Origin of the sequence: Lolliginicoccus lacisalsi (genome assembly GCF_014841105.1) — a bacterium.
GTDB classification, from domain to species: Bacteria; Actinomycetota; Actinomycetes; order Mycobacteriales; family Mycobacteriaceae; genus Lolliginicoccus; species Lolliginicoccus lacisalsi.
Map to the genome: position 1 here is coordinate 159468 of NZ_JACYWE010000005.1, position 24365 is coordinate 183832.

Below are 24365 nucleotides of genomic sequence, written 5' to 3' on the forward strand. Positions count from 1 at the left end.
CCCGCCAGAGCCGGGGAGTAGGATGTTGCGACCGGGCCGCGGGAACCTTTGCGCCGCCCACGGCGTTGAGCATTATGAACGGTCCGTGACGCTATTCGCGGGCCCACCGGACCCACCGGCTTTCGTGTCCGACGATGAGAGGGTATTACCATGGCAGATCGCGTACTTCGAGGAAGCCGCCTCGGCGCGGTGAGCTACGAGACGGACCGGGACCACGACCTCGCCCCCCGCCGCTACGCCCGCTACCGCACGCCCAGCGGCGAGGAGTTCGACATCCCGTTCGCCGATGAGGCCGAGATCCCCGGCGTGTGGATCTGCAAGAACGGTGAAGAGGGCGAGCTGATGGAAGGCGGCGCGGCCGAGGCGAAGAAGGTCAAGCCGCCGCGCACGCACTGGGACATGCTGCTCGAGCGGCGCAGCGAGGAAGACCTCGAGGAGTTGCTCCAGGAGCGTCTCGAGCTGCTGAAGAAGCGGCGCCGCGGCATCACCACCTGATCCAGCGGCACAACCACAGCGCCCTCCCCCGGAATCGCTCCAGGGGAGGGCGCTGGTGCATCCGGGCACGCCCGGATCCTCCTCGTCAGGACTTGGTCAGCCGCTTGAGCTTGTCGATGCGGTAGCGGATCCCCCACTGCGTGACCTTCAGCAGCGCCTCGCGGACGATGTTGCCGCTCATCTTCGACTCGCCGCGCTCCCGCTCGGTAAAGGTGATCGGCACCTCCGTGACGGTGAAGCCGGCCTGCATGGTCCGCCAGGCCAGATCGACCTGGAAGCAGTAGCCATGCGACTCGACCGCATCGAGGCTCAGTTTCTCGAGGACCTTGCGCCGGAACGCGCGATAGCCGCCGGTGATGTCCTTGAGCGGCGCTCCGAGCGCGAGGCGCGAGTAGATGTTGCCTCCGCGGGAGAGCCATTGGCGGCGCTTTGGCCAGTTCACCACGGTGCCGCCTCGCACGTAGCGGGAACCGAGCACCAGATCGTAGCCGCCGTCGATCTGATCGAGCAGGCGATGCAGCTGCTCCGGCGCGTGGCTGCCATCGGCATCCATCTCGACGAGCACCTCGTAGTCGCGGTCGAGGCCCCAGCCGAATCCGGCGATGTAGGCGGCACCGAGGCCGTTCTTCTCGGTGCGGTGCATCACGTGGATGCGGCCCTTCTCATCCGCGGCGGCGAGCTCATCAGCGAGCTGGCCCGTGCCATCGGGGCTGCCATCATCAACGATGAGCGCGTGCACATGCGGAAGCGCACTGTGCAGCCGCTCGATGATGATGCCAATGTTGTCGCGCTCGTTGTAGGTGGGGATGATCACCAGCGTGCGCGCGCTTGGCCTCGTGTCGGGGCTGCCCCCAGGTGTGCCCGGCGTCATTGTGGTCCTTCCTGCCGCCATGGTGATTGCGTGCGATGTTCCTTGCTGAATCTATCCCGTAAGGGTGCAACGCGTGACGGGCTGGGCCAAAACACCACTGCCCGGCGCCCGCGCGCGTCAGGCTGGCACGGGCGCCCCGGCGTCCTCCCGGGCATGTTCCCGGCCCCGTGCCACGGCAACGGCCAGTGCCAGCACTGCTGCCGCGACGAGGCCCCGCTCGGGCCACGCGCCCAGCCGGGTCGCGACGGTCAAGGTGGTGCTGAGCGGTAGGTCCGCGACCAGCACGTCGCGCTCGAAGATCCCCGATTCCGCGATGATGGAACCGTCCGGGCGCACCAGGGCGCTCACGCCGCTCGTGGCGGCCACGACGACCGCGCGGCCATGCTCGACCGCCCGCACCCGCGACATGGCGAGCTGCTGGTAGGTCATGTCGGGCTCGTCGGGCGTGGTGAACGTGGCATTGTTCGTTGGCACGGCGAGGATCTGCGCGCCCGAGCGCACCGCGGTGGCGAAGGCGCGGTCGAAGGCCACCTCGTAGCAGGTGGCGATGCCCAGCGGCACTCCTCCGGCATTGATCACCCAGTCGCTGTCGCCGGGCACGAAGTTGCCGGCCAGATCGACATAGTCGGAGAACAGGCGGAAGAAGCCGCGCATGGGCATGTACTCGCCGAACGGCTGGATGATGGCCTTGTCATGCCGATCCACCGGCCCCGCGAGGGGATCCCAGGCGATGACGCTGTTGGTGAAGGTGCCGTCCCCGTTGTAGAGCACCGCGCCCACCACGATCGGCGCGCCGATGGTCCGGGCCGCGCCGGTGATGAGGCTCGATGCTTGCGCGTCGCGGAGGGGGTCCACATCGGAGGAGTTCTCCGGCCAGATCACGACATCGGGACGGGGCTGCTCCCCCCGCTCGACCGCGGCGGCGAGCTCCAGAGTCGCTTCCACATGGTTGGATAGCACGGCACGCCGCTGCGCGTTGAAGTCGAGGCCGAGGCGCGGCACGTTGCCCTGCACCGCGGCGACGGTCAACGTCGGCGCCCCGGCGGGAGCGGGCGAGGCCGTGGGGGCCATCGCGGCGGCCGTGCCGAGCACGAGCCCGAGGCTGACCACGGTGGCAGCTCCGGCCTGGATGTCCCGGCGCGCGATGGCCGCTCCGAGCAGCAGCACAGCCATCCCGAGCAGCGCCACGGCCGCGCTGAGCAGGGGGGCGCCACCGAGCGCGGCGACCGGCAGCAAGGGCGATCCCGACTGCCCGAAGGCTAGCCTGCCCCACGGGAAACCGCCGAACGGGAAGCTCGAACGCAGCCATTCCGCTGCCGCCCACACGGCCGGGATCGCCGCGATCGCCGCGTAGCGGGGCAGCCGCCATGCCACTGCGGCGCCTGCGCCGAACAATCCCATGTACAGCGCGCACACCAGGGCGAGCGCGAGCCACGGCAAGGCTCCGACATACATGCCGATCCAGGGCAGCAGCGGGATGAAGAAGCCCGCCCCGGCGAGGAAGCCGTGGCCGAATCCGGCGCGCGCGCTGATCGGGCGCCCTGCCCAGCCGGTGAGCACGCCCACCAGCAGCGCGATGCCCAGCGGTGCCGCGTACCAATGGGGGCTCGGTGGAAAGCTCAGGTACAGCAGGATGCCGGCGAGCACCGAGAGGAGCATCCGCGCGGCTTGCTGCGCTGGCGCGGCTTCGCGCTCCGCCAGGGCCGTGCTGGCGCTCACTGGCCGCGCTCGTAGATCGTGACGCCGTCGCGCACCGTGCGCAGGCACACCGGCAGCGGCGCATCGAGGTCGGGCAGCGGTGGCACGCGGGATCGGGGATCGGTCGACCAGCGCTGCACCGCATTGCTGGGCGCGGATATGACGAGCTCGCCAGCCTCCCACACCGCGTACGAAGCGGGCGCGCCCGGGACGAGAGTGCCCGCGACACCGTCACGGACGCCCCCGGCGCGCCAGGCGCCGCGCGTGGCCGCGGAGAACGCCGCTCGGGGCGAGATGCCGCTTCCCGGGGTCTGGTGGTGCACCGCGGCGCGGATCATCGGCCACGGATCGATCGGCGTGACGGGGCTGTCCGAGCCGAAAGCGAGGGACACTCCCGTGGCCGCGAGCATGGCGAACGGATTGAGAGCGGCGGCGCGATCGGCACCGAGGCGCTGGGCGTACATGCCATCGGGGCCGCCCCATAGGGCGTCGAACACCGGCTGCATGCTGGCGATGACCCCGAGGCGGGCGAGCACCCCGGCTTGCTCGCGGGTGATCATCTCCACGTGCTCGAGGCGGTGGCCGCAGGCGGCGACGGCACGCGCGCCGCATTGCTGCTCGGCCCGCTCGAGCGCATCGATCGCGGCCGTGACCGCGGCATCGCCGATGACATGGAAGCCGGACTGGATCCCGGCCTCGGTGCAGGCGATGAGGTGCGCGGCCATCGTGTCGGCGTCGAGGTAGGTGCGCCCGTACTGGTGCTGGCAACCGATGCCTGGCTCGGCATAGGGATCGGTGAGCCAGGCGGTGCGGGAACCGATGGCGCCATCAGCGAACAGATCACCACCAAGGGAGTCGGCGCCGGTGGCGGCGAGCAGGTCCGTGGCCTCCGCCGCGGTGCCGACGGCCTGGCCCCAGTAGCCGCGCACCTGCACCCCGTGCTTGGTGCCGAGCAGGTCGAGGAAGTCATCGAGCCCGGAGATGTCCGGGCCACCGCACTCGTGCACGCACACCACGCCCCGGGACGCGGCGCGGTCCAGCACGGCGGTGCGCGCAGCGGCCCGCTGCACCGGACTGAGCAGTTCGCTGGCGCGATGGCGCACCAGGTGATGCGCCTCGGCGGTCAGCGGACCCTCCGGGGCGAACCCGGGCGCACCGGTCAGGCCCGCGGTAGCCTCGCGCAGCGGCGTGGACGCGGCCGCGGAGTGGGCGTCGATGCGCACCGCGTACACGGCAAGGCCCGGCGCGGCGACGTCGAGATCACTGGTCGTGGGGGGCTCGTGGCCATCCCATGTGGTCTCGTCCCAGCCGGTCGCCCAGATCACGTGGCCCGGGTGGATGGCGGCGTGCGCGCGCAGCTTGTCGATGAGGTCGTCGCGGCTCGCGCAGCCGGTCAGGTCGAGGCTGGTGAGCTGCAGCCCTGCCGCAGTGACATGAACGTGCGGATCCACGAACGCGGGCGTGACGAACGCGCCGTCGAGGTCGATGATCTCGGCATCGGGATGCAGGGCGCGGCCGGGGCGTTCCTCGCCGAGCCACACGACGGTGCCGCCTGTGACGGCCATGGTGGTGGCGTCGGGGTTGGTGGGGCTGTAGATGCGCCCGCCGACGAGCAACTGGGTGCTCACTGGCGCGGATCCTCCTCGTTCGGGTCCTGCTTCTCCCCTGGCTCGGGCGCGGCCGGGGGCGGCGGGGCGATCTCGCCCTCGATGATCGTGCCATCCTCGGTGGTGGGCCGGGTGGTGGTGTCGACGACCTCGCCGTCGACGATGGTTCCGCCGCGGCGCGGGCCTGCCGGCCCATCCCCCATGCCCGGGAAGCCCATGCCGGTGTAGCCCATCCTGGTGGCGGCCTTGCGCTGCTGGCGCAGGACGAGGTACGGCACCACAGGGCGGACGAGCACACGGGTGGGAGGGAACAGCAGGAGCAAGCCGATGGCGCTGGTGACGATGCCTGGGATCGTCAGCAGGATCCCGGCGATGCCCACGGTGGCGGTGTCCGCGAGGGCACTGGCCGGGGAGCCCTCGCCGTGCATGGCGGCCGAGACCTGCCGCATCGAGGAGCGGGTCTGGGTGGCGAACAGCACCGAGCCGGCGAGGATGCTGCCAAGGATGATCGCGAGGGTCCACCAGAAACCGACCAGCGAGACGAGTCCCGCGATCGCGGCGACCTCGACGATGATGTAGACGAGCAGGATCAGCAGTGGCACGCGTCAGCCCTTTCCAGTGGTGCGTTCGTGCCCTACCAGTGTTCCCTATCCCGCCGCTGCGGGCTAATGCACGGGCCCACGACTGGTCGCGCTCAGGCGCCCGGGGTGACGAGGCCGTTCTCGTAGGCGAACACCACGGCCTGCACTCGGTCGCGCACGCCAAGCTTCGCGAGCACCCTCCCGACGTGCGTCTTCACGGTTGCCTCGGTCAGGTGCAGGGCGGCGCCGATCTCGGAGTTCGACATGCCTGCCGCGATCAGCCCGAGGACCTCGCGCTCCCGCTCGGTGAGTTCCGACACCACCGGCGGCAGGGTGGCCGGTCCCGTGGTGCCCGCGAGCATCCGGTCGAGCAGGCGGCGGGTCACCTTCGGCGAGACCACGGCATCCCCAGCGGCGACGGAACGGATAGCCGAGACCAGTTCCTCCGGCGGGGTGTCCTTCAGCAGGAACCCGCTCGCCCCGGCGTTCAGAGCGCCGAGCACATGCTCGTCAAGATCGAACGTCGTCATCACCAGGACGCGAGTGGCGGAGCAGCGCTCAGTGATCCGCGCGGTGGCGGTCACCCCGTCCATCACCGGCATGCGCACGTCCATCAGCACCACATCGGGGCAGTGGATCTCGGCCTGCCGGACGGCCTCGGCACCGTCCCCGGCCTCGCACACCACCGTCAGGCCCGGGTGGGCGTCGATGATCATGCGCAGGCCCATGCGCATGAGTTCCTGGTCGTCGACGAGAAGAACGGAGATCGGCACCCGCCCAGACTAATGGGCTCGGTCTAACGGGCACAGAATAGTAGGCACAGACTAGTGGGCGCCGTCTCGTACGCCGCTGCCCGGCGCTACTCCGGGCCGGCCGGCAGCGTGGCGGTGACTCTCCAGCCATCGCCGGGCAGTTCCTCGGTGCACAGCGTCCCGCCGAGCACCGCGACGCGCTCGCGCATCCCGACGATGCCATTGCCGCTGCCGTGCCCGTGGCGGCCGATGCCGTTGCCGCCCTGGTCGGTGACCGATACCGTGACGTCCTCCCCCACGCGCTGGACGACCACGGTGGCCCGTGCCCCGTCCCCGGCGTGACGCAGGACGTTGGTCAGCGATTCCTGCACGATCCGCTTGATGCCCAGGCCCAGCGCGGGCGCGAGCGCGTCGATGTCCCCCGTGATCTCCAGCTCTACCGGCAGCCCAGCATCACGCATGAGCGCCGCGGTGCGGGCAAGCCCCGCGGTGCCATAGTCGAGAACCTCATTGGTGGTGGTCTCATCCCGCAGCAGGGCCAGGGTGCGGCGCAACTCGGTGAGCGCTTCCCGCCCGGTCGAAGCGACGGTGCGCAGTGCCCGCTCCGCGATGTCGGGATTGCTGCGCACCGCGTAGGACGCGCCCTCGGCCTGCACGATCATCACGCTCACCGAATGGGCAACCACATCGTGCAGCTCGCGGGCGATGCGGGTGCGCTCGGCCGCGACGGCATCCTCGGCGCGCCGGTCCCGGTCCGTCTCAGCGATCTCCAGGCGCGCGGCGATCTCCTCATGCTGGCGGTGGCGGACCGCGATGACCTCGCCGATCGCCCAACCGAGCAGGTAGAAGCCCGCGAGGTAGAGGACGGTCTCGGGCATCTCGTAGTCGAGCGCGATGATCTTCACCGCGGTGTCCGCGGCGAGGCCGAGGAAATAGAGCGCCGCGATCCAGCGGCGCGAATGCACCACCAGCGAATACAGCGCGACGATCAGCAGCAGGCCCGCGGGGTGGCCCACGGTGTCATTGTCGAACCGGGCCAGGACCAGCGACGAGACGATCGAGGCCAGCAAGATCGCATAAGCGGAGGCTACGGGGGACGTGCGGCGCAGCACGATCGGCGCGCACAGCAGCACACCGAGGGCGAGGAACACGGCCGGATCATCGCTGCGGGGCGCGGCGAGGGCCTCGAACATCACGAAGACAAGCGCGAGCAGGCCGTCTGCGAACCGCGGCTCGTCCCGTATCCAGCGAGTGATGCGCTCCACGATCAGCCAGCCTAGGCGCCCTGGCCGTGCGGTCGCCATACTGGGCGGCATGGATATCGGTCGCCTCGCCCCCGTGGCGTGCCCCGCCGTGCCGTCGCCCGAGCGGTTCACCCGGGCTGAGCAGGCCCTGCTTGGCGTGTCGGTCCTCATGCTGGCGGTGATCGGGTCGATGGTGGTGCTGCGCCACGTCGGCTGGCTGGGCGGCGAGACCACGGTGGACACCCTCTCCTCCGCGATCGGCTACATCGGCCTCGGCGCAGGAACCTGGGCACGGGCCATCGCGCGCCGCCGCGGCATGATCTGCAACTCCGTGTGGGTGGGATTCGCCGTGGCGCTCGCGATCTGGGGCACGGGGACGGTTGTTCTCGCGGTGGTGTAGGTGGGGTGGTTGCGGCGCTGGGCCCGCCAGTGTCGTCGCCACATCCGCGCCCGCGGCCCCAGAGTGCGCAAAACGACACCCCGCCAGCGAAACCGTGTCGCTTTTCGCACACGCGCGAGACGGCTCAACCATGCCCGCTCCCCGACACATCGGCGCGCTCAATACTTGTCGGTGCTTGATGGTGAGATTGCAAGCGTGAACAGCGTTGAACCGCACCCGTCACGACATCGCTCCATCTCGTTCGAGGTCCGCGCGGAAGCAGGCACCGCCTGGCGGACGCGCCGCCACCTCGCGGAAATCCTCGGACACTGGGCCTGACCCGGTTCCCGGCTGGCTGGCCACGCTGAACGACACGCGTGCGTCGGGCGCCCCCGGACTCCCTACCGATGGATTACTGGGAAGGAAACGCAGGAATGAGCGACAAGGTGCCCGCATTGGTCGAGCCTCCAGAGGGGTACAGCGACTGGTTGGCCGCGCTCAAGGCACATGTGCATGCGGCGAGGCAGCGCGCCGCCGTCGCCGTCAATACGGAACTCGTCCAGCTTTACTGGCAGATCGGCCGAGAAATCCTGGGGCGCCAAGCCGAGCAGGGGTGGGGCGCGAAAGTGATCGACCGCCTGTCTCACGACCTGCGCGACGCCTTCCCTGACATGCGAGGCTTCTCCTCCCGGAATCTGAAGTACATGCGGGCATTCGCTGCATCGTGGCCGAGCGAGCTGTTTGTGCAGCAGGTTGCTGCACAAATCCCCTGGGGCCACAACATGGTCCTCCTCGACCGATTGAAGGAACAGAACCAGCGTGTGGCCTACGCTCGCGCTGCACTGGAGCACGGCTGGTCACGCAGGGTGCTGGAGGCGCACATCAAGTCCAGCACCTAGGAACGAACGGGCAACGCCGTCACCAACTTCGACCGCACCCTCCCTGCTCCGCAATCCGACCTTGCCCGAGAAGCGTTGAAGGACCCGTACAAGCTTGACTTCCTCGGATTGGGCGAGGACGCCGAGGAGCGGGCGATCGAGCAGGCGCTTGTTGATCACGTTGCGAAGTTCCTCGTCGAGCTCGGAGCGGGATTCGCCTTGAAGGCGACCGAGTTCAAGCCCGAGCACATCGGCCAACTCGGGTTCTACATGGCGGCGATCGATGGCGAGATAAAGGGGGTGATCGATGGCCCGACGATCGGCCTTCTGCTGTGCAAGACACAAGACAAGGTAGTCGCCGAGTATGCGCTCCGGAACGTCTCCGCCCCATTGGGTGTGAGCGAGTATGACCTCGTCAAGGACTTGCCTGAACCTCTCGCGACGAACCTGCCCACAATCGACCAGATCGAACGAGAACTCGGGGATCCGGAATCATGAGCCGAATCGGCGAATTGATCACTGGGGCTGCGGCCAGGCGGACTTGGCGCTGCCAGACGGAGTGTGCGCTAATGCCCTGAAAGGAAACTGTCTTATCCACGCGTGCCTGCTGCACGAGTTCCTGAATTCAGCGCCTTGCAAGGGCCGAGCGGACACGGTATGCGCATATCAGTACACCAATCGATGGAGGCCTGGCTCGGCCAGTGATCCCAAAGCTGAGGTCCTCACCCACACACCTGGAATGGCAGCGAGAAGGCCCGTGCAGGAACCGCGCGAGTGTGCAAGAAACGACAGCACCCGCGCGAAAACGAGTCGCTTTTCGCACACGCGCGGGGCCTGCGGCCGCACACGCGCGGGGCCGGCCTGCCCCGCACACCCACGCACGGCCGCGCCGCTGGTAGCGCGGCGACAGTGCGGCTAGCCTCGCAGGGGTGAGCCTGACCCGTTCGATCGATGCTGATTTCCTGGACCTGCCAACGCGTTTGCTGACCGACGCGGTGCTCGATGCGGCCCGGGAGGCGGGCGCGTCGCACGCGGATGTGCGGGTGCATCGGTTGCGGTCGCGGTCGTTGCGGCTGCGCGATGGGGCGGTGGAGTCGGCGAATGATTCCTCGACGGTGGGGCTGGCGGTGCGGGTGATCGTTGATGGCACGTGGGGGTTCGCCTCGCACGCGCTGCTCAGCCCGGATATCGGGGCTCGGCTGGCGCGCGAGGCGGTGGCGGTGGCGCGGGCGATGCGTTCGCTGAACCGGGAGCAGGTGGAGCTCGCGCCGGAGCCGGTCTACAAGGATGCGTCGTGGGTGTCGTCGTACGAGGTGGATCCGTTCGAGCTGCCGGTGCGCGAGCAGGTCGATGCGCTCGCCGCGTACTCGGACCGGTTGCTGCGCGCCCCCGGCGTGGATCATGCGACGGCCTCCTGCCTGGCGGTCAAGGAGCAGGTGTACTACGCGGATTCGGCGGGCTCGTCGATCACCCAGCAGCGGGTGCGGGTGCATCCGCAGCTCGAGGCAGTCACGGTCGATGCGGGTTCGGGCGCGTTCGAGTCGATGCGCACGCTGGCACCTCCGACGGGCCGCGGGTGGGAGTACGTGACGGGCACCGGCTGGGATTGGGACACCGAGCTTGCCCGCATCCCCGACTGGCTGGCGGAGAAGGCCGTGGCGCCGTCGGTGGTGGCGGGCCCGACAGACCTGGTGATCGATCCGACGAACCTGTGGCTGACGATCCATGAGTCGATCGGGCATGCCACCGAGTACGACCGCGCGATCGGCTACGAGGCTGCCTACGCGGGCACGTCGTTCGCGACTCCGGACAAGCTGGGCTCGTTGCGCTATGGCACGCCGATCATGCACGTCACCGCGGATCGCACGGTGGAGCATGGCCTGGCGACGATCGGGTTCGATGACGAGGGCGTGGCGGGGCAATCCTGGGACCTGGTGCGCGATGGCGTGCTGGTCGGCTACCAGGTGGATCGCACGTTCGCCCCACGGCTGGGCCCGGCGCGCTCCAACGGCTGCTCGTACGCCGACTCGCCGCACCATGTGCCGATCCAGCGTATGCCGAACGTGTCCCTGCAGCCGGACCCAGAGGTGGACCGCACCACCGAGGAACTGATCGGCATGGTCGACGATGGCCTGTACGTGGTGGGCGACCGGTCCTGGTCGATCGATATGCAGCGCTACAACTTCCAGTTCACCGGGCAGCGCTTCTTCCGCATCCGCGGTGGCAAGCTCGCCGGGCAGGTGCGCGATGTGGCCTACCAGTCCACCACCACCGATTTCTGGGGCTCGATGGAGGCAGTCGGTGGACGCGGCACCTGGCAGCTCGCGGGCGCCTTCAACTGCGGCAAGGCCCAGCCCGGGCAGATCGCCGCCGTCAGCCACGGTTGCCCGTCGGCATTGTTCCGGCAGGTCAATGTGCTCAACACGCGTGAGGAGGGCGAGGCATGATCGCCGCGCAGGAGTTGATCGAGCAGGTGCTCGCCGTCTCGGTAGCCGATGATGTCGCCGTGATCGTCGCGGACGTCTCCGAGGCATCGCTGCGGTGGGCGAACAGCTCGATGACCACCAATGGCTCGTCGGTGTACCGGGAATGGTCGGTGGTCTCGTTTTTCGCCGTCGACGGCGGGGTGTCGGTGGGCGTGGTCGATAGCGCGAGCGTGGATGCCGGCGATATCGCCGATGTGGTGCGGGCCAGCGAGGAGACTGCGCGCGCGGCAGCTCCGACGGCCGAGGCGATGCCGCTGGTGGCCGCGAGCGATCCGGATGGCGACTGGTCCGAGCCCGCGTCGACCACTTCCATCGAGGTGTTCGCTGGCCTCGTGGCCCCGCTCGCGGCCGCGTTCGATGGCCCTGACCGTTTGTTCGGGTTCGCTCATCATGTCGTTCGCACCACGTGGCTGGGCACGAGCGCGGGCATGCGGCGGCGCTGGGTCCAGCACACCGGATCCATCGAGATCAACGGCAAGCGCGATCACGGCACGCATGTAGCCAGCGCCTGGGCGGGCACGGGGACCACTGATTTCGGCGATGTCGATGCGTCCGCGTTGCTGCGCGAGCTTGATCGGCGGCTCGGCTGGTCCCGCTCCCGGGTGGAGCTGCCCGCGGGTCGCTACGAGGTGATCCTGCCGTCCTCCGCGACCGCGGACCTGATGATCCCGCTGCTGTGGTCGTTGAGCGGGCGTAGCGCGCACGAGGGGCGTTCAGCGTTCTCCCGGCCGGGCGGCGGAACCCGCGTCGGTGAGCGGATCGCGACGCTGCCGCTGGCGCTGCGCACCGATCCGCGTGCCGAGGGCATCGAGGCGATCCCGTTCGTGGCGACATCCTCATCGTCCGAGGATGTGTCGGTGTTCGACAATGGGCTGCCCATCGAGGCGGTCGATTGGATAGCCGACGGAAAGCTCGCCGCACTGCCCTACAGCCGGGCGGGGGCGGCCGAGCACGACGCCTCGCCCGCGCACGCCGCGCACAACCTCGAGCTCGCTGGAGGCTCGGAATCGACGATCGAGGAGATGGTGCGTGCCACCAAGCGAGGCCTGCTGCTGACCTGCTTGTGGTACATCCGGGAGGTCGATCCAGCAACGGTGCTGCTCACCGGGCTTACCCGTGATGGTGTCTACCTGATTGAGGATGGCGAGATCGTGGGCGAGGTCAATAACTTCCGCTTCAACGAGAGCCCGCTGAGCCTGCTTGAGCGCGCGAACGAGGCGGGCGCGAGCGAGCGGACCCTGCCGCGCGAGTGGGCGGACTGGTTCACCCGCGCGATCATGCCCCCGTTGCGCGTCCCGGATTTCCACATGTCGTCGGTGAGCCAGGCCACTTGATCGCGCCGGGCCCGTCCCGCCCATTGGACAGGTGATCCCGCGCACAGGGATACTCGGGGGGCGCGGCGCACGGCCGGGACTTGTTGGCGTTCAACCGGTCCCCCGAACGCTCGCGCGACGTCCGCTTTGCCCGGTCATTGCTCTTTACAAGCATGCCTTTCGTATGTCACTTTTGCGCGATATTTTTGCAAGAGAGCCACGACGAGCACGACGAGAACGGGAAGGCAGGCGCGCATGACCGCGACATCAGCAGCAGCGTTGCGCTACGCCGCCGTAGCCGTCGGCTCCGTCGTCGCCCTCGCGGCCGCCGTGCTCACCCCCCTCGGCACCGCGGCGACCCTCGACGAGCCTCCGGCCTACACCCAGGCGGTCGATTCCAGCATTGCCGTCGCCAGCGCACCTCTGAGCACCAGGTAACTCCAGCGCGAGCTCAGCGAAGCCGCTCCTGCCACCCATAGTTGCTTCCTGCCACCAACACTGACAGCTGCCACCGAAATTTCAGTGGCAGCTAGTGCGGATGGGTGGCAGGTACTGGCTTGAGGTGGCAGCTCCGAGCACGCGGGCCGAGCACCAGGCCGAGCACCAGGCCCAGCCCTAGGCCGAGCACTAGGCCGAGCACTCGGGCCGAGCATTTGATTCAGGCACCACGCCAGCGGCCCAGCAGCGATCCCGTCATGGCAACGTCGACAATGCGCCGCTAGACCAGCTCGATAGCGACACCGATGGTGCCGCGCCGCCCGCGCCGCAACAAGCTTCCCTTGACGATCAGCTTGCCAAGGATGCCGTACTTCTCGGAGATCAGGCGACGAGCGAGCTCGGTTCCCTCCTGCTCAAGGACCTCGGCTCGTCCCTCGACAGCCTCTCCATTGGGCTTGCCCCGTGCCCCGCATACCGCGATGGTGACGCGCGGGTCCCGCCGGATCCGCTTGACCTTGTAGGAATTGGTCTCGGTCCAGACGAGCAGCCGCTGTCCGTCAGCAGCCACCCACAAAGGCGTGCCCACTGCGGTGCCATCCTTGCGGAAAGTGGTCAGCAGCACATATTTCGCTGCGGCAAGATCCTCGAACGTCGGTGCCATGCGCACAGCGTATCCCCCTAGCGGGGCAGTCGCTCGCCATCGCCGCGCGCGGCGAACAGGTGAACATTGCCTGCATCGATCCCGACGTGGATCACCGCGCCCTTGCGCGGCGGGTTGCGCCAGTCCACGCGCGCCACGATGTCCTGCTCCGCCCCCGCGATCAGCGCCCGCCCATAGATGAACGCCTCGGAACCGAGCTCCTCGACCACATCGACATCCACCCGGAGCCCCTCGTCGCCGACGGACAGGTGCTCGGGGCGGATGCCCACCACAACCTCGGTGCCAGCGGCGGCGGCAGCATCGCGACCAAGACGGATCGCCGTCTCCCCGATGTGGAGCACGTCCCCCTCGAGCGGGACGGTGTAGAGGTTCATCGCCGGCGAGCCAATGAACCCAGCCACGAACACGTTGGCGGGGTTGCGGTAGAGCTCCCGCGGATTGTCGCACTGCTGCAGCACGCCGTGGTCGAGGACGGCCACCCGGTCGCCCATCGTCATGGCCTCCACCTGATCATGCGTCACGTACACGGTGGTGGTGGCGAGGCGCCGCTGCAATTGCGCGATCTGGGTGCGGGTCTGCACGCGCAGCTTCGCATCAAGGTTCGACAACGGCTCGTCCATCAGGAACACCTGCGGCTGGCGGACGATGGCACGGCCCATGGCAACGCGCTGCCGCTGCCCGCCCGAGAGGGCCTTGGGCTTGCGGTCGAGGAAGTCCGCGAGGCCGAGCAGGTCCGCGGCGGCAGCCACGCGTTCCCGGATCTCGGGCTTGGGCGTCTTGGCGAGCTTGAGGGAGAAGCCCATGTTCTCGCCTACGGTCATGTGCGGGTAGAGGGCGTAGTTCTGGAACACCATGGCGATGTCCCGGTCCTTGGGGTCGAGATGGGTGACATCCTTCTCGCCGATGCGGATATGTCCGCCGTCGACGTCCTCGAGCCCGGCCAGCATGCGCAGGCTGGTGGATTTCCCGCAGCCGGACGGGCCGACGAGGACGAGGAACTCGCCGTCCTCGATGTGCAGATCGAGCTGGTCGACCGCGGGGGTGCTGGAGCCGGGATAGATGCGGGTGGTCTTGTCGAAGGTGATCGGGGCCATGCGCTGTGGTATTCCCTTCACCGGCAGGAACGTGCCGGACGATCCGAGTGCGGGGAAATGGTCGAGGACGACAGTAGACGAGCCGGGCGGAGATGCCGGGGGTTTCCCCGCTTGGGGTGTCTCAAGCGTTACTGGGCCCAACACTTACTGGCCGGGCTCCTCGCGGGAGAACCGGGATGCCGCGGCGATGAGCTCGGCGGGGGGCTCGATGCCGGTGTAGCGGATGAACTGCTCGGCTGCTTGCAGGGCGATCACCTCGGTGCCCGGGATGGTCGTGGCGCCGTGCCTGTCCGCGAGATCGAGCAGCGCGGTCTTGGCAGGCATCGCGATCACATCGAGCACCCAGCGGGCGGCCGCGACCTGCTCGGAGGTGAAGGGCAGTCCCGGCTGGTGCTCCATGCCGAGAGGCGTGGCGTTGATGAGCAGCCCTGGCTGCTGGTCCGAGGTGCCTGCCCAGTGGTAGCCGTAGCTGCGCGCGAGGGCAGCGCCAGTGGTCTCGTTGCGGGCCACGATGGTGACGTCGGAGAACCCGCTATCGCGCAGCGCGGCGGTGACGGCCTTGGCCATGCCGCCGCTGCCCCGCACCACGACCGAGGTGCTCGCGGGGATCTGGTTGCTGGCGAGCAGCGCGCGGATCGCGAGGTAGTCGGTGTTGTACCCGATGAGGGTGCCGTGGTCGTTGACGATGGTGTTGACCGATTCGATGGCCGCGGCGGAGTCGTCGATCGCATCGAGCAGCGGGATGACGGCCTCCTTGAACGGCATCGAGACGCTGCAGCCGCGGATGCCGAGCGCCCGCACCCCAGCGATGGCCGCGGTGACGTCGTCGGTGGTGAACGCCGTGTACAGGTAATCAAGATCGAGCTGCCGGTAGAGGAAGTTGTGGAAGCGGGTGCCGATGTTGCGCGGTCGCGCGGCGAGCGAGATGCACAGCATGGTGTCGCGGGTAGGCAGGAACGCCTCGACGGTGGACGTGTCATGCATGGGCGTCGTCTCCCTCGAGGTTGCCCTCGCTGCGCAGGTAGGCCTCCTTGAGCGCGGCGAGCGTGGCGGGCTCGGGCTTGGCCCATAGGCCGCGTTGCGCCGCCTCGAGCAGGCGTTCCGAGATGCCGTGCAGCGCCCACGGGTTGGACTGGTCGAGGAAGTCACGGTTGGTCTCGTCGAGCACATAGTTGCCTGTGAGCTGCTCGTACATCCAGTCGTCCACCACGCCGGCGGTGGCGTCGAGCCCGAACAGGTAGTCCACGGTCGCCGCCATCTCGAACGCGCCCTTGTAGCCGTGGCGGCGCATCGCCGCCATCCAGCGTGGGTTGACCACCCGGGCCCGGAAGACCCGGCGGGTCTCCTCGTTGAGGGTGCGGGTGCGCACCGAGTCCGGGCGGGTGCTATCGCCCACATAGGCCTCGGGGTCCGATCCCGTGAGCGCGCGCACGGTGGCGACCATGCCGCCGTGATACTGGAAGTAGTCATCGGAATCGGCGATGTCATGCTCGCGGGTGTCGATGTTCTTCACCGCCACGCTGATTCGACGGTAGGCGTCGCGCATGTCCTCCCCGGCGGGGATGCCGTCGAGCCCGCGGCCGTAGGCGTAGCCGCCCCAGGTGGTATAGACCTCGGCAAGGTCGGCGTCGGTGCGCCAGTTGCGGGCATCGATGAGCTGCAGCAGGCCCGCCCCGTAGGTGCCCGGCTTGGAACCGAAGATGCGGGTGGTGGCGCGCCGATGATCGCCATGCCGCTCGAGGTCGGCCTGCACGTGCTTGCGCACGTAGTTCTTCTTGCGCGGTTCCTCGAGGTCGGCGACCATGCGTACCGCGTCATCGAGCAGCGCGAGCACGTGGGGGAAGGCATCGCGGAAGAACCCACTGATGCGCACGGTGACGTCGATGCGCGGGCGGCCGAGCTCCTCGAGCGGGATGACCTCGAGGGACCGCACGCGCCGCGAGGCCTCGTCCCACACCGGCCGCACCCCGAGCAGCGCGAATACCTCGGCGATATCGTCGCCGGAGGTGCGCATCGCGGAGGTTCCCCACACGGAGATCCCAACGTTGCGTGGCCACCCCCCATGGTCGGTCCGGTAGCGGGCGAGCAGCGAGTCCGCCATCGCCTGCCCGGTCTCCCAGGCGAGCTGCGAGGGAATGGCCTTCGGATCGACGGAGTAGAAGTTGCGCCCGGTGGGCAGCACGTTGATCAGCCCGCGCAGCGGGGAGCCGCTCGGCCCGGCCGGGATGAAGCCACCGGCGAGGGCATGCAGGATTCGAGGGATCTCCTCGCGGGTCTCGCGCAGCCGCGGGACGATCTCCTCGCACGCGAACTCGAGGATGCGCGCCACGGTCTTGTCGTCGGTGAGCCTGCCGATGTGCTTGGGCTTCCACTTGCGCTCGGCGAGCTCGCGCAGCATCTCGCGGGCCTGATGCTCGATCTCGTCCACACGCGCGCGCGCCTCATCGCCATCCTCGCTCAGGCCCAGGGCCTCGCGCAGGCCGGGAACGGATTGCTCGCCGCCCCACATCTGCCGGGCCCGCAGCATCGCCAGGACCAGGTCGACTTCCTCGTCGCCGCGGGGGCGCCGCCCAAGGATGTGCAGGCCATCGCGGATCTGCACGTCCTTGATCTCGCACAGCCAGCCATCGACATGCATGAGCATGTCATCGAACTCGGTGTCATCGGGGCGCTGCTCGAGCCCGAGGTCGCTGTCCATGCGCGCGGCCTGAATCAGGGTCCAGATCTGCTGGCGGATCGCGGGGAGCTTGGCGGGGTCGAGCGCGGAGATGTTCGAATGCTCGTCGAGGAGTTGCTCGAGCCGCTGGATGTCGCCGTAGGTCTCGGCGCGGGCCATCGGCGGGATGAGGTGATCGACCAGCGTGGCGTGGATGCGCCGCTTGGCCTGGGTGCCCTCGCCAGGATCATTGACGAGGAACGGATAGATGACCGGCATGTCCCCGATGGCGGCGTCGGTGGCGCAGTCCGCGGAGAGCCCCAGTGTCTTGCCGGGCAGCCATTCCAGGTTGCCATGCTTGCCGAGGTGGATCAGCGCGTGCGCGCCGAACCCGCCGTCCGCCTCGCTCGCGGCGAGCCAGTGGTAGGCAGCGAGATAGTGGTGGCTCGGCGGCAGATCAGGATCGTGATAGATCGCCACTGGATTGGCACCGAAGCCGCGCGGCGGCTGCACCATGATGACCAGATTTCCGAAGCGCATGGCCGCGATGACGATCTCGCCCTTCGGATCCTGCGACCGGTCCACGAACAGCTCGCCGGGCGCCGGGCCCCAGTGCTCCTCGACGGCTTCGCGCAACGCTGCGGGCAGCGTCGCGAACCACTTGCGGTACTTCTTCGCCGGCAGGCGCACCGGCCGCGACCCGAGCTGCTCCTCGGTCAGCCAATCCGGATCCTGGCCGCCCGCCGCGATCAGGGCGTGGATCAACGCATCGCCATCCCGCTGGACCAGACCAGGAATCGCATCGGCACCATGCTCGGGCCCAATGTCATAGCCTGCCTCGCGCATTGCCTGCAGCAACGCGATCGCGCTCGCGGGGGTATCGAGCCCCACCGCGTTGCCGATCCGCGCATGCTTGGTCGGGTATGCCGACAGCATCAGCACGACACGCTTGCGATACGGGCTGATACGGCCGAGCCGCGCATGATTGACCGCGATGCCCGCCACCCGTGCCGCGCGCTCGGGATCGGGCACATACGTCGAGAGGCCGTCGTCGTCGATCTCCTTGAACGAGAACGGCACCGTGATGATCCGCCCGTCGAACTCCGGCACCGCCACCTGCGTGGCCACATCGAGCGGGGTCAGGCCGTCATCGCTGGCCTCCCACTGCGCGCGCGGCGACGTCAGGCACAGGCCCTGCAGGATCGGGATGTCGAGCGCGGCAAGCTCGGTGACGTCCCAGGCCTCGTCATCGCCGCCCGCCCCCGCGGATGCCGGCTTGGTGCCCCCGGCCGCGAGCACCGTCACCACCATTGCATCGGACTGCCCGAGCGCGTCGAGCAACGCCGGGGAGGCAGCCCGCAGCGACGCGCAATAGATCGGCACCGCATGCGCCCCCGCGGACTCGATCGCATCGCACAGCGCGTGCACATAGCCCGTGTTCCCGGCGAGATGCTGCGCCCGGTAGTACAGCACCGTCACGGTCGGCACGTCCGCGGGCAGCTCGGCCGGATTGCGCTCCAGGTAGCCCCAGTCCGGCAACGCCCGCGGCTCCTCGAACCCCAGACCAGTCAGCAGCACCGTGTCGGAGAGGAAGTTGTGCAACTGGGCCAGGTTCGCCGGCCCGCCCTGCGCGAGATAGTTGTGCGCCTGCGCGGCCACCCCGGCAGCAACGGTCGACAGCTCCATCAGCTCCGCGTCGGGCGCGATCTCCCCGCTCACCACCACCACCGGCAGGCCAGAGGCCAGCACCGCGTCGATGCCGTCCTCCCACGCGCGCTTGCCGCCCAGGATGCGCAGCACCACCAGGTCAGCTCCCGCCAGCAGCCCGCGCAGCTCAGCGAGATCGAGTCGGGCCGGGTTCGCTAGCCGGAAGCCGGATCCGCTTGAACGGGCCGACAGCAGGTCGGTGTCCGAGGTGGATAGCAGCAGTATCACGCGAGCCCTTCCGCAAGACGGATCCACCAATGCCAGTGGACGCCACGCATGCTACCCCGAAGCGCGGACAATGTGATCGTATGATCCTGGCGCGCAAGATTCGACGCCGTGAGCAGCAGCAACGAACCTGCGCGGCACCACATGCAGCTCCGCGCCCAAGACACCGCGCGCGCGATGCCATCGCACGGCTCGGAACCCGCCACTTGGCAACGCTGCGGATGCATCACCGTCGAGCAGTGGCCCCGGGTTCGCGAGGGCCTGCGGGCGCGCGTGCGGTAGCGCGGCACGCCTATCCTGGAACGAGTGAGCACCCCTCCCCCCGACCGATGCCCCGGCGCGCTGCGCCTGCACCCCGCCGCCGACGGCGGGCTCGCCCGCATCCGGCTGCCCGGTGGCGCGATCACAGCCGAGCAGATCGGCACGCTCGCCCGGCTGGCGACCGGGATGGGAAACGGCATCCTGGAGCTGACCGGGCGCGGCAACATCCAGGTCCGCGGGCTCGGTGACGACACAGCTGGCGTCGTTGCCACCCTCCTGCGCGATGCCGGGCTGCTGCCCTCCGACGACCACGACCGCGCGCGCAACATCATCTCCTCCCCCCTCAGCGGCCTCGTCGGCGGATTCACCGATTCGCGGCCGTTGGTCGTCGCGTGGGACGACCTGCTGCGCTCCGACGCGGGCCTCGCCGAGCTGCCCGGACGTTTTCTCGTCGCGTTCGATGACGGGCGCGGCGACGTGGCTGCCCTCGATGCCGACATCACCGTCATGGCCTACGACGAGACGACCTCCGCCCTGCTCCTCCGAGGCGAGGACACTGGCGCGCGGATCGCCCATGAAGACGCCGTCGCGGCGGTGCATGCCCTTGCCCGCGCGTTCCTCCGCCTGGCAAATGGCGCTTGGCGGATCCGTGACCTGCCCGCCCACGCCCGCGCGCACTTGTTGAGCGAGGCCGGGCTGGAGCTGGAATCGTCCCCCCAGCCCGTGCATCCCAGCGAGCGCCCCCAGCCCCCGATCGGCTGGTTCGCCCAGGAAGACGGCGGTGTCGCTCTCGGCGCGGCCGTGCCCCTCGGACGGCTGCACGCGCGCCTCGCCGAGTTCCTCGAAGCGATCGAGCGTCCGCTGCTGATCACGCCGTGGCGCGGCATCGTCATCACCGGCCTCGACGAGTGGCGCGCCGAGCAAGTAGTGCGCGTGCTCGCTCCCCTGGGCCTGGTGTTCGACGCCGAATCGCCCTGGGCCCGGCTCAGTGCCTGCACCGGACAGCCCGGCTGCGCCTCGTCCCGCACCGACGTGCATGCCGACGTGCAGCGGGCGGTCGCCGACGGCGATCTCGCGGCAAGCGGTGGGGAACCCGCGCTCCCCGAGCATTGGGCGGGCTGCGACCGTGCGTGCGGCGCCCCGCGCGGCGCCACTATCCGCATCGCGCAGCCAGGCGGCGGCTACCGCACGCGGTGAAGCTGGGCAGGCTGGCCGGGTCCGCGCGGCTAGTGGAAACTTCTCCGCCTTCCAGCGGGAAAGGTTTCCACTGGCTGGCACTGGCTGGCACTGGCTGGCACTTCTCGAGGCGCCGCCCGCGCTAGGAACCGACTGGCGCTGCCCGGGGGCATCCATGGCCTTTGCCGCCACCCATAGGCTGTTGTTGCCACCTCTAGGCACAGCTACCACCGAAATATCGGTGGTGGCTGGGGCGCAACGGTGGCAGCCGCGTCCAAAAGGTGGCACCTGCCGCGCAACACCACCACGCCGCGCAACACCACCGCAACTCCACCACGCCGCGACACCACCACCGCGCGAGAATGCGCGTTCGTAAAGATCCCCTCAAGGTGTGGTCACGATGCCGTGACGGGCCGCGCGGACGGGAACCGCGGCTCGGCCCTACGCATACGCTCCGTCCAGTATTGCCGTTTATCTTGTCTGGTGACTGGAGGGTCATGCGCATGCGTCGACCATTGTTGGGCGCGATCTCGGCCGGGGTGCTGGCCGCTGGCTTGGTGGCGGCGGGTGGCCCGTCCCTCGCCCAGCCGCCGGGAGGTCCTCCCACTGGGGCCTCTCCGGCTGCTGAGCCATACATCGTGGTGTACGAGAGCGGGGTCCGGTCCCAGTCGAAGACGGTCGATCTCGAGCGTGAGCACGGGATCGCTGCGGAGCGACGCTTCAACCGGGTCTTCGAGGGCTTCTCGGCGCGCATGCCCGAGGCGGTGCGCGATCGGTTGGCGATGGACCCGGATGTGGCGTTCGTGTCCCGTGACCGGGAGGTGCGCGCGCTGCCAGCGAGCGAGCCCCTGGTCCCGGGGGATTCCGCGCCCACCGGTGTCCGGCGCATCGAGGCTGCCACGAGCACGTTGGCGATGCCGGCGAGCACCGTCGGAGTGGCAGTGGTGGACTCGGGCATCGACCTCGCGCATCCCGACCTGACCTCGGTCGCGGGAGCGGATTGCACCACCTCGGGCGGCACCTCCCAGGACGCGAACGGGCATGGCACCCATGTCGCGGGAACGATCGCCGCGCGCAACAACGGCAGCGGCACGATCGGCGTCGCCCCCGGGACGACGGTCTTCTCGGTGAAGGTGCTCGACCAGGATGGCGTCGGATCGTTCTCCCAGGTGATCTGTGGCATCGACTGGATCACCGCGAACGCGGCGACGCTCGGAATCAAGGTGGCAAACCTGTCGCTGTCCGGGCAGGGCAGCAATGACAACAACTGCGGGAACTCGAACAATGATGCGCTGCACCTCGCGATCTGCCGCTCCACGGACGAGGGGATCACGTATGTCGCCGCGGCGGGCAATGAGAACACCGGGTTCGGCAGTGCGGTGCCCGCGGCCTATCCCGAGGTCCTGACCGTCACTGCGATGGCCGATAGCGACGGCGCCCCGGGTGGCGCGGGTGGGCGGCCGTCGTGCGATTTCGCTGAATCCGACGACACTGCCGCGACATTCTCGAACTATGCGGTCTCCACCACCGACAAGTCCCATGTCGTGGCGGCGCCGGGCGTGTGCATCGCCTCCACGCGGCTGGGTGGCGGAACGCGGGTGCTCTCGGGCACATCGATGTCCGCGCCCCATGTGGCCGGCGTGGTGGCGCTGTGCCATGGCAGCGGCGGGGTCGCCGGCCCGTGCGATGGCCTGGAACCAGCACAGATCATCGACCTCGTGCGGGCTGACGCGCAGACCCGGTCGGCGAGCTACGGCTTCACCGGGGATCCGCGGAACTCCCCCGGCACCAGGCACTTCGGCTTCCTCGTCGACGCCGAGGTGACCGCGACGGGCGAGCCCGAGCCAGAACCAGAGCCCGAGCCGGAGCCCGAGCCCTGCATCCCATCGGGAAGCGGCGGGTGCTGATCCAGCGTCACTGAACCGTCCTGCTCATCCACGAGGAACAGACGGGCCCCGGGTGTGCTCGGCCAGCGATGGTCGCCGCCCGGGGCCCTGCGGCTAGGCTGGATATGTCGGAATCGGCCAGATTTCCCCCCGGGCAGTGCGCCGGGGGCGGACGAGGACAGGCAGAGGGAGCGTCATCGTGGTCCAGCAAGGCAGCGCGGAAGCAACCGAGCTAGCGCAGCAGCGAGAAGTCGCGGCGGGCAACGAGCTCGAGCACTTCATCCCGTTCCGCAAGAGGGCCGTGATCACGATGTGCGCCGAGGAGCTTCCCGAGCAGGAGCGCGAGTCGTTCCGCGAGTTCGCGACGATCCTGGCGAGCGTGCTGCATCACCGTTTCCATGCCCGCATCGAGGCGATCAAGGATGCCTACCATGTCCTCGATCCGCCACCGGACCTCAAGCGCATCGCCGAGCCCGCATGGCAGGACCGCGTGCGCGCGCAGCAGGCGCTCGAGGAGGAGCTCGTCGAGCTTGCCGAGCGCGCCAACTTCACCCGCGTGACCGAGGAGGAGCTGAAACGGGCGTTCGACGAGGAATCGCTGATCAAGGTGCGTCTCGAGGTGGATCGGGAGGATATCGATACGGCGATGTTCTTCCGGCGCGGCAGCTTCGAGCGGGAGCGGAAGGTCAAGTCGTGGATGGGGCTTCGTCGCCGCACGATCGCGTTCCGCAGCTATGCCAAGGTGATCGTCTACGTGACGTTCCGCGATCCCGAGCATTTCGCGGATCGTGATGCCGACGACCTGCCGTTCACGCCGGGCAGCACGATGGTCAAGCTGTTCGAGAACGTCCCCCGGCATGACATCGAGATGCTGTTTCCCAATGTCCGGGTGGGGATGCGACCGATCGACAAGATGATGATCGGTGTGCCCGCGCTGATCTCCGGGATCATCGTGGTGGTGACAAAGCTCATCGCGTCGCTGGGCGTTCTTCTTCTGCTCATCGCCTTCTGGCTGGGCATTCGCGATGAAGCGGTGGAGCTGGACCAGGCCACGCTGGTGACGATCGGGGCGGGCCTGGCGGCGTTCGGTGGCTACCTGGTGCGCCAGTTCAACAAGTTCAAGAACCGCAAGATCCAATTCATGAAGGCGCTGTCGGAGAACCTGTACTTCCGCAACCTCGACAACGAGATCGGCGTCTTCCACCACTTGCTTGATATCGCGGAGGAAGCCGAGGTCAAGGAAGCCGTCCTCGCCTACCACTTCCTCCGGCTAGCTCCCGGACCGATCACGGCCGAGGAGCTCGACCAGCGGATCGAGGACTGGTTCGCCCAGCGATGGAACACCCGCTTCGACTTCGAGGTGCGCGATGGCCTGCGCAAGCTCCGCGAGCTCGACCTCATCGACGAGCACGACGGCCGGGTGAGCGCGCTCGAGCTCGATGACGCGAAGCGACGCCTCGACGAGCGGTGGGACAAGGTGTTCGACTACAACACGGTCGGCTAGCCTGTCGTGGCCCTAGGAGGCCTGGGCCGCCACGCGGGCAGCAGTGCCGGCGAGCTCATCAGCGATCTCGTTGAACTCGTTGCCCGCGTGCCCGCGCACCCACTGGAACCGCACTGGGCCCTCGCGGTCGGCGATCGCCGCATCGATGGATTGGATCAGCTCGGCATTCTTCACCGGCGAGCCCGCCGCGGTGCGCCAGCCGTTGCGCTTCCAGCCCGCGAGCCACACCGACACGCACTTGATCGCGTACTGCGAGTCCGACTCCACGAGCAATGGCTCCGGCCCGGGGTGCGATCGGATCGCCTCGAGCAGCGCCATCAGCTCCGCGATCTGATTGGTCCCCGACGATGCGCCGCCCGACGAGCGGTCACCGGAGTGGTTCACCCACGCCCAGCCGATCGCGCCCCCGGGGTTCTTCAAGCAAGATCCGTCCGTGCTCACCGTCATCACGAG

20 protein-coding genes and 1 pseudogene are annotated in these 24365 nt (G+C 68.8%); 10 read left to right on the forward strand and 11 right to left on the reverse strand.

Annotation, left to right across the window (positions count from 1 at the left end; translation table 11 throughout):
* The first annotated feature begins 150 nt into the window (after window positions 1-150).
* Window positions 151-495 carry an RNA polymerase-binding protein RbpA gene (locus HT102_RS10025; RefSeq protein ID WP_192039282.1) on the forward strand — a complete coding sequence of 115 codons (345 nt, stop codon included), beginning with the start codon at window positions 151-153 and terminating at the stop codon, window positions 493-495.
* Window positions 496-580: 85 nt separating this feature from the next.
* Here HT102_RS10025 and HT102_RS10030 read toward each other — a convergent pair whose 3' ends face one another.
* The 6 genes from HT102_RS10030 to HT102_RS10055 form a co-directional block, all read right to left on the reverse strand.
* Complete coding sequence (locus HT102_RS10030; protein ID WP_192039283.1) at window positions 581-1366, reverse strand: polyprenol monophosphomannose synthase; 786 nt, start codon at window positions 1364-1366, stop codon at window positions 581-583.
* Between the two features lie 117 nt (window positions 1367-1483).
* Complete coding sequence (gene lnt / locus HT102_RS10035; protein WP_192039396.1) at window positions 1484-3025, reverse strand: apolipoprotein N-acyltransferase; 1542 nt, start codon at window positions 3023-3025, stop codon at window positions 1484-1486.
* Window positions 3026-3081: 56 nt separating this feature from the next.
* A complete protein-coding gene (locus HT102_RS10040; RefSeq protein WP_333473378.1) occupies window positions 3082-4692 on the reverse strand; it encodes an amidohydrolase in 1611 nt (536 codons plus the stop codon).
* Window positions 4689-5273, reverse strand: a complete 585-nt coding sequence (locus HT102_RS10045; RefSeq protein ID WP_192039284.1) for an FxsA family protein — start codon at window positions 5271-5273, stop codon at window positions 4689-4691. The genes HT102_RS10040 and HT102_RS10045 overlap by 4 nt, the downstream gene beginning before the upstream one ends.
* A 92-nt stretch (window positions 5274-5365) precedes the next feature.
* Window positions 5366-6025 carry a response regulator gene (locus tag HT102_RS10050; RefSeq protein ID WP_192039285.1) on the reverse strand — a complete coding sequence of 220 codons (660 nt, stop codon included), beginning with the start codon at window positions 6023-6025 and terminating at the stop codon, window positions 5366-5368.
* Window positions 6026-6111: 86 nt separating this feature from the next.
* Window positions 6112-7269: a sensor histidine kinase gene (locus HT102_RS10055; protein WP_333473379.1), complete on the reverse strand. Its 1158-nt coding sequence runs from the start codon at window positions 7267-7269 to the stop codon at window positions 6112-6114.
* 49 nt (window positions 7270-7318) lie between these two features.
* On the opposite strand from HT102_RS10055, the gene HT102_RS10060 reads away from it, so the two are divergent.
* The 6 genes from HT102_RS10060 (at window position 7319) to HT102_RS10080 (ending at window position 12742) form a co-directional block, all read left to right on the forward strand.
* On the forward strand, window positions 7319-7648 hold the full coding sequence (locus tag HT102_RS10060; protein ID WP_192039286.1) for a hypothetical protein: 330 nt from the start codon (window positions 7319-7321) through the stop codon (window positions 7646-7648).
* A 413-nt stretch (window positions 7649-8061) separates the two neighbouring features.
* Window positions 8062-8526 carry a DUF1016 N-terminal domain-containing protein gene (locus tag HT102_RS15960; RefSeq protein WP_225443481.1) on the forward strand — a complete coding sequence of 155 codons (465 nt, stop codon included), beginning with the start codon at window positions 8062-8064 and terminating at the stop codon, window positions 8524-8526.
* 75 nt (window positions 8527-8601) lie between these two features.
* On the forward strand, window positions 8602-9003 hold the full coding sequence (locus HT102_RS15965) for a PDDEXK nuclease domain-containing protein (protein ID WP_225443482.1): 402 nt from the start codon (window positions 8602-8604) through the stop codon (window positions 9001-9003).
* Between the two features lie 431 nt (window positions 9004-9434).
* On the forward strand, window positions 9435-10952 hold the full coding sequence (locus tag HT102_RS10070; RefSeq protein ID WP_192039287.1) for a TldD/PmbA family protein: 1518 nt from the start codon (window positions 9435-9437) through the stop codon (window positions 10950-10952).
* Complete coding sequence (locus tag HT102_RS10075) at window positions 10949-12325, forward strand: metallopeptidase TldD-related protein (protein WP_192039288.1); 1377 nt, start codon at window positions 10949-10951, stop codon at window positions 12323-12325. The genes HT102_RS10070 and HT102_RS10075 overlap by 4 nt, the downstream gene beginning before the upstream one ends.
* Window positions 12326-12559: 234 nt before the next feature.
* Complete coding sequence (locus HT102_RS10080; RefSeq protein WP_192039289.1) at window positions 12560-12742, forward strand: hypothetical protein; 183 nt, start codon at window positions 12560-12562, stop codon at window positions 12740-12742.
* Window positions 12743-13022: 280 nt separating this feature from the next.
* On the opposite strand, the gene HT102_RS10085 is transcribed toward HT102_RS10080, so the two are convergent.
* The 4 genes from HT102_RS10085 to cobN all read right to left on the reverse strand — a co-directional run bounded on the left by HT102_RS10085 (window position 13023) and on the right by cobN (window position 19088).
* The gene (locus tag HT102_RS10085) at window positions 13023-13403 is read right to left on the reverse strand and encodes a PPOX class F420-dependent oxidoreductase (RefSeq protein WP_192039290.1); all 381 of its coding nucleotides are present in this window, start codon (window positions 13401-13403) and stop codon (window positions 13023-13025) included.
* A 17-nt stretch (window positions 13404-13420) separates the two neighbouring features.
* Entirely contained in the window at window positions 13421-14497 is a 1077-nt protein-coding gene (locus HT102_RS10090; protein WP_192039399.1) for an ABC transporter ATP-binding protein, read from the reverse strand.
* 144 nt (window positions 14498-14641) lie between these two features.
* Window positions 14642-15481 carry a shikimate 5-dehydrogenase gene (locus HT102_RS10095; protein WP_192039291.1) on the reverse strand — a complete coding sequence of 280 codons (840 nt, stop codon included), beginning with the start codon at window positions 15479-15481 and terminating at the stop codon, window positions 14642-14644.
* The gene (gene cobN, locus HT102_RS10100) at window positions 15474-19088 is read right to left on the reverse strand and encodes a cobaltochelatase subunit CobN (RefSeq protein ID WP_192039292.1); all 3615 of its coding nucleotides are present in this window, start codon (window positions 19086-19088) and stop codon (window positions 15474-15476) included. Before cobN ends, HT102_RS10095 begins: the two co-directional genes overlap by 8 nt.
* 303 nt (window positions 19089-19391) lie before the next feature.
* On the opposite strand from cobN, the gene cobG reads away from it, so the two are divergent.
* The 3 genes from cobG (at window position 19392) to HT102_RS16305 (ending at window position 23912) form a co-directional block, all read left to right on the forward strand.
* Entirely contained in the window at window positions 19392-20543 is a 1152-nt protein-coding gene (gene cobG, locus HT102_RS10105; RefSeq protein WP_192039293.1) for a precorrin-3B synthase, read from the forward strand.
* A 482-nt stretch (window positions 20544-21025) separates the two neighbouring features.
* Window positions 21026-22429: a S8 family serine peptidase gene (locus HT102_RS10110; RefSeq protein WP_192039294.1), complete on the forward strand. Its 1404-nt coding sequence runs from the start codon at window positions 21026-21028 to the stop codon at window positions 22427-22429.
* Between the two features lie 178 nt (window positions 22430-22607).
* Entirely contained in the window at window positions 22608-23912 is a 1305-nt protein-coding gene (locus HT102_RS16305; RefSeq protein WP_192039295.1) for a TMEM143 family protein, read from the forward strand.
* Window positions 23913-23930: 18 nt separating this feature from the next.
* On the opposite strand, the pseudogene HT102_RS10120 reads toward HT102_RS16305, so the two are convergent.
* Window positions 23931-24362, reverse strand: a pseudogene (locus tag HT102_RS10120) (ribonuclease H family protein); the annotation flags it as partial.
* Between the last annotated feature and the right edge of the window lie 3 nt (window positions 24363-24365).